This is a genomic window from Prosthecobacter sp. (assembly GCF_044222345.1).
GTDB lineage: Bacteria > Verrucomicrobiota > Verrucomicrobiia > Verrucomicrobiales > Verrucomicrobiaceae > Prosthecobacter.
Genome location: NZ_JBGANL010000130.1, coordinates 1 through 4,405 on the forward strand (window position 1 = coordinate 1; position 4,405 = coordinate 4,405).

A 4,405-nucleotide genomic window follows, 5' to 3' on the forward strand; every position below is an offset into this window, starting at 1 on the left:
CGGAGGCTGGCGTTGACTCTGGCATGCGCAGTTCATGCCACCTGCACGGCAAAGGTACAGCTCTTTTACAGCCTGGAGTCATTTTTTATCCCGCCAGCACCTTCCCTGCCGAACACTACTGATATTTTATCGGCTCTGGGGGGGGGCGTCCCTTGCGGCATCGACATGCAATGAAACGCACTGGAATTGCGGAGTGTGGTTTTGCGGCGGAGCTTTCCGGAGCCGATGTGAACATCGGCGCTCCCAGTACGGAAATGGCACTCCGCGTTGGGCGGCAGCTCTTTGCTGGGAGCGCCGATATTTTATCGGCTCTGGGTGAGCGTCCCTTTACCTACGCCCATGGCATGAGGCTCACTGGAAGAGCGGCGCGTCTTCCCGCTGCGGAGCTTCCCGGAGCCGATGTGGACATCGGCGCTCCCAGTACAGACCCCAGGGCTGCCTACCGTGCCGCCTTCACCTGGTCCCACACCTTGGTGTACTTCGCGAGGTCGGGGCCGAGGTCTTCGATGACTTCGCACCTGGCCTGCAGTTCGGCGGGGATGGTCACGGCGGGGTTCTTGAGGAACTCGGGGCTGACTTTGGCCAGCGCGGGTTTGTTGGGGCAGTAGTAGCCCATCCATTCCATGTTTTCGGCGGCGATGGCGGGATCGAGGACGAAGTTGATGAAGGCGTGTGCGAGGGCGGGCTGCTTCGCGGTCTTGGGGATGACCATTTCATCGCAGCCCATGGTGACGCCTTCGCGCGGGATGAGGATCTGGATCTTGGGGTTTTCCATCTGCACCTGGAAGAGGTCGCCGCTGTAGCCATGCACGAGGAGGAATTCGGCGGAGTCGATGCCGCTCTTGTAGCCTTCGTTGTCAAAGCGGGCGATGTTCTTCTTCCAGCGGATGAGGACATCCCGCGCGGCGGCGAGCTGGGCCTCATCACGCGTGTTGATGCTGTGGCCGAGGGATTTTAGCGCGGCGCCGATGCTCTCGCGCATGTCGTCCAGCAGGGTCATGCGTCCGGCCAGGGCGGCGCGGTCAAACAGGGCCCAGGTGGCTTCGGCGGGCGCGCCTTTGATTTTGTCCGCACGCACGGCGATGCAGGCATAGGCCAGGGTGTAGGGCACGCTGTGCGCCATGGTCTGGTCCTTCACCTTCGCCAGCACGGCGGGGTCGATGTTTGGGAGGTTGGGGATGAGCTTGTGATCGAGATCCGCCAGCATGCCCTGCGCGTGCATCACCTGGATCATGTAGGCGGTGGGGAATACCAGATCATACCCAGCAGCGCCCGCCTTGAACTTGGCGTACATGCTTTCGTTCGAGTCGAAGGTGTCGATGACGACCTTGCAGCCGTGCTGCTTCTCAAACTTCTGCACCACCTCCGGGCTGATGTAGTCCGCCCAGGTGTAGAGGTGCAGCGTCTCCGCCTGCGCGCAGAGCGTGGCGCAGGCCAGCACGAGACTGAAGAGCCATGCGATGCGCTTCATGGCCGTGGGAGGGCAGGGGGCTCAGGCGGCCAGGGGCTGACGCAGCGGGATGCGCTGCTGCTGGCGGAAGGCGGCCTCCGTGTTGTAAGCGGCGAGAAGCAGGAGGCTGAAGCCGAGATCGCTCACGAGGGAGTTCCGCAGGAAGAACCAGGAAGGAGCGAAAAGGGGATCGCCAGTGGTGAGAGCCTGGATGAGGCCGGAGAGAGTCTTGGCATACACGGGGGCGCTGATCCATGCCACGGTGTTGGTGATCAGGTAGAAGGCAACGGTGCAGCCGACCACGCCGAGCAAGCTGCCGAGCATGCCCATCTGCCCACGCCAGCGGCTGGCCAGCAGCGCGGCGATGGCAAAGCAGGGATACACCGCCAGGGCCTCCCAGTGCAGCACGGATTGCAGGCCGGTGGCGGCGGCATCGATCAGCACAAGCAGGAGCGGGATGAGGATGAAGGGCACCCGTTTGGAAAAGACCAGCGTGCCGGTGAAGGCCAGCGCCATCCATGGCGTGAAGTTTTCGAGCACTTCCAGGGTGACGTAGCCTTTGAGCTTGGCCCAGCGAAACGCAGCGGCGGCGACGATCAAGGCAAGCGGCAGCAGAAACGCACGGGAGGCGGGGCGGGAATCAGGGGAAGACATGGCGGCAAGATGCAGGTTCTGGCGCTTCTGGCAAGGAGCGGGTGAATGACGAATGCAGAATGACGAAGGCCTGAGACTGTCAAGACTCGCGCAACGAAGCGGCATCACCCGTCGTGTGCGCCTGCCGGAGGTTTGGAACTTCGAAAATCAAAAATCGATTGCTCGACAATCGTCAATCCTCCGGCCTCAGGGCAGCCAGGCCGTGCGCGATTGACGATTGATGAACAGGGATTGTTGATTTCTGAAGTGCCGATCCTGCGCCCCGCTACACCGCGCCCTTTTTCTTCAAAAACGGCACCAGCTCATCCACGCCGAAGTCGGCCAGCACCTCGCCGTCCCAGTCCATGGTGGGGGCTTTGCTCTGGCCGCTGAGGTCGATCATGGCCTGCATGGCCTCGCGATTGCCGGAAACGACGACGGCTTCGTAGTCAATGCGCTTGGCATCAAGGTATTCCGTGACTTCTTCGCACCAGGGGCAGCCGGTTTTGAGATAAACGATGGGTTTGACCATGGGGCCATGATGGGGTGAAAGCCCGGCGGGGGCAAGCAATGCGTACGTGATTCTCGGTTGACCACCTCCGTGGCCTGATTACAGTCCGCCCGCTGTTTTCAGAGCCTTCTTTGAGTGCTCCGAAGCCCGTCCCTTTGAACGTCAACTCCCCATGCGCTATCTTCGACCCCCGACAGCGCAGCAGGAAGCGTTCCAGCGGATGGAACGCCCGAAAGGAATCTCCAAAGTGCTGCAAGTGTGCGCGGAAATGACTCTAGGGCAGGCAGGGCCATTGCGGCCCAGCTTTGAAAACCGCAGCAGCCCGTGGTGGTGCTGTGGCAGGCCGCGTGTGCGGTCCGCCGCGTGCCGCGGACCCGTGGAAGAGGCAAGCCGCCCGTTCCCGCCCGCCGCCCCTATCAGCACCCCGGCCCTGCATGAACACGCAACCCACCCCTACGTAAACTCAACTCATGTCCGATTATCCCAACCGCAATGGCGGAGGCAGCTCCTCCGGCAACGGCCCCCGTCGCAACCGCAATCGCAACCGCCCACGTGGTCCCCGTCCTGAAGGCCCACGCCCCACCCGTGAAGGTGGCCGCGAAAGCCGCAATGCCCCTCCTTCCTTCTTCCAGAAGATCCTGGGCTTCTTCGGCCTCGGCAAGTCCAAGCCCAAGAGCCGCCCGCAGTCCGACCGCAGCAGCACGGTGCCAGGTTCCACCAATGACAATCCCCGCCCGCAGCGCGAGCCCCGCGTGCGCCGTGAGGCTCCTCCTGCCGTGAACCCGGCGGACATCACCACCGACCGCCTCTACGTGGGCAATCTGTCCTATGACGCCTCCGAGAGCGATCTCTTTGAACTCTTCAACGGCGTCGGCGCTGTGAAGAATGCCGAAGTCGTGGTGAACAGCCGCACCCAGCGCTCCAAGGGCTTTGCCTTTGTGACCATGGGCAGCGTGGAAGAAGCACGCCGCGCCGTGGCAGAGCTCAGCGGCAAGGACTTCATGGGCCGCCCGCTGCAGCTCAGCGGTGCCAAGCCGAACAACCGCGGCGAAGACTCTGACGCTCCTTCCCACGAAGAAGCGCACGCCGCCTGATAGGCCGCATCCTTTGTTTTCATTGCGCCCGCAGGTTCTCACACGGAGCCTGCGGGCTTTTTCTTGGCAGCCCTCTGAGAGGGGGAATTCGCCGGGACTTTTTTCCCGTTTGGACAGCCTGTGGAGGCTCGGTTTGCCGCAGAGGGGCAAAGGAGCAGAGGTGGCAGAGATTCAATCTCTTCTCTGCTCCCTCTGCCTCTCCGCCCCTCTGCGGCAGAATCGAAGGTGCCCATGGCTTTCAAAACAACATGCCAGAAAGAGGCTCCACGCGCGCTTGCTGGAAATCAGTTTGGGAATTCATTAAATAATTCATATCGTGGTGAACAAAAACACCGCCTCTGCCTTCCAAGCTTATCAAACCAACCATGCCTGCCCCAACCCTTCTCGACCGTGAACCCGAACCCGGAACGGTGTCCTCCAGCGGCCCGGCTACCGTCACGCCAGTCACCCCCGCAGAGATCCGCGCCGATGAGCAGTTCTGCAACAAGCTGGAAGACCGCGCGCTCCTCAGCGGCCCGAACCGCCGTCTGCGGGATCTGCAGCTGCTCTACAGCGTGGCGAAGGATTTCATGCTCGGCTTTCGTGCGCTGCATTTCGTGGGGCCGTGCATCACCGTCTTCGGCTCCGCACGCTTTGATGAAAAGCACCGCTACTACCAGCTGGCGCGGGACATGGGCGCGGCCATCGCCAGGATGGGCTTCACCGTTCTGACCGGCG

At 62.3% G+C, this 4,405-nt stretch carries 4 protein-coding genes and 1 pseudogene; 2 read left to right on the top strand and 3 right to left on the bottom strand.

The genetic code is table 11. The annotated features are described in order from the left end of the window. Positions 1-439: 439 nt before the first annotated feature. The 3 genes from ACILSL_RS26960 to ACILSL_RS26970 form a co-directional block, all read right to left on the bottom strand. Positions 440-1,471 carry a spermidine/putrescine ABC transporter substrate-binding protein gene (locus tag ACILSL_RS26960; RefSeq protein WP_395735171.1) on the bottom strand — a complete coding sequence of 344 codons (1,032 nt, stop codon included), beginning with the start codon at positions 1,469-1,471 and terminating at the stop codon, positions 440-442. Between the two features lie 21 nt (positions 1,472-1,492). Next, on the bottom strand, positions 1,493-2,104 hold the full coding sequence (locus ACILSL_RS26965) for a DUF6580 family putative transport protein (protein ID WP_395735172.1): 612 nt from the start codon (positions 2,102-2,104) through the stop codon (positions 1,493-1,495). Positions 2,105-2,369: 265 nt separating this feature from the next. Further along, positions 2,370-2,615, bottom strand: coding sequence for a glutaredoxin family protein (locus ACILSL_RS26970; protein ID WP_395735173.1), 246 nt, complete (start codon positions 2,613-2,615; stop codon positions 2,370-2,372). Positions 2,616-3,064: 449 nt separating this feature from the next. Between ACILSL_RS26970 and ACILSL_RS26975 the strand changes: the two genes are divergently transcribed. Continuing rightward, positions 3,065-3,688: an RNA recognition motif domain-containing protein gene (locus ACILSL_RS26975; protein ID WP_395735174.1), complete on the top strand. Its 624-nt coding sequence runs from the start codon at positions 3,065-3,067 to the stop codon at positions 3,686-3,688. A gap of 365 nt (positions 3,689-4,053) precedes the next feature. After that, a pseudogene (locus tag ACILSL_RS26980) lies at positions 4,054-4,405 on the top strand (hypothetical protein); the annotation flags it as partial.

Bases quoted from the DNA above. Each gene is read 5' to 3' on its own strand.
- ACILSL_RS26960 (WP_395735171.1), bottom strand. From the start codon at position 1,471: ATGAAGCGCATCGCATGGCTCTTCAGTCTCGTGCTGGCCTGCGCCACG.
- ACILSL_RS26965 (WP_395735172.1), bottom strand. From the start codon at position 2,104: ATGTCTTCCCCTGATTCCCGCCCCGCCTCCCGTGCGTTTCTGCTGCCG.
- ACILSL_RS26970 (WP_395735173.1), bottom strand. From the start codon at position 2,615: ATGGTCAAACCCATCGTTTATCTCAAAACCGGCTGCCCCTGGTGCGAA.
- ACILSL_RS26975 (WP_395735174.1), top strand. From the start codon at position 3,065: ATGTCCGATTATCCCAACCGCAATGGCGGAGGCAGCTCCTCCGGCAAC.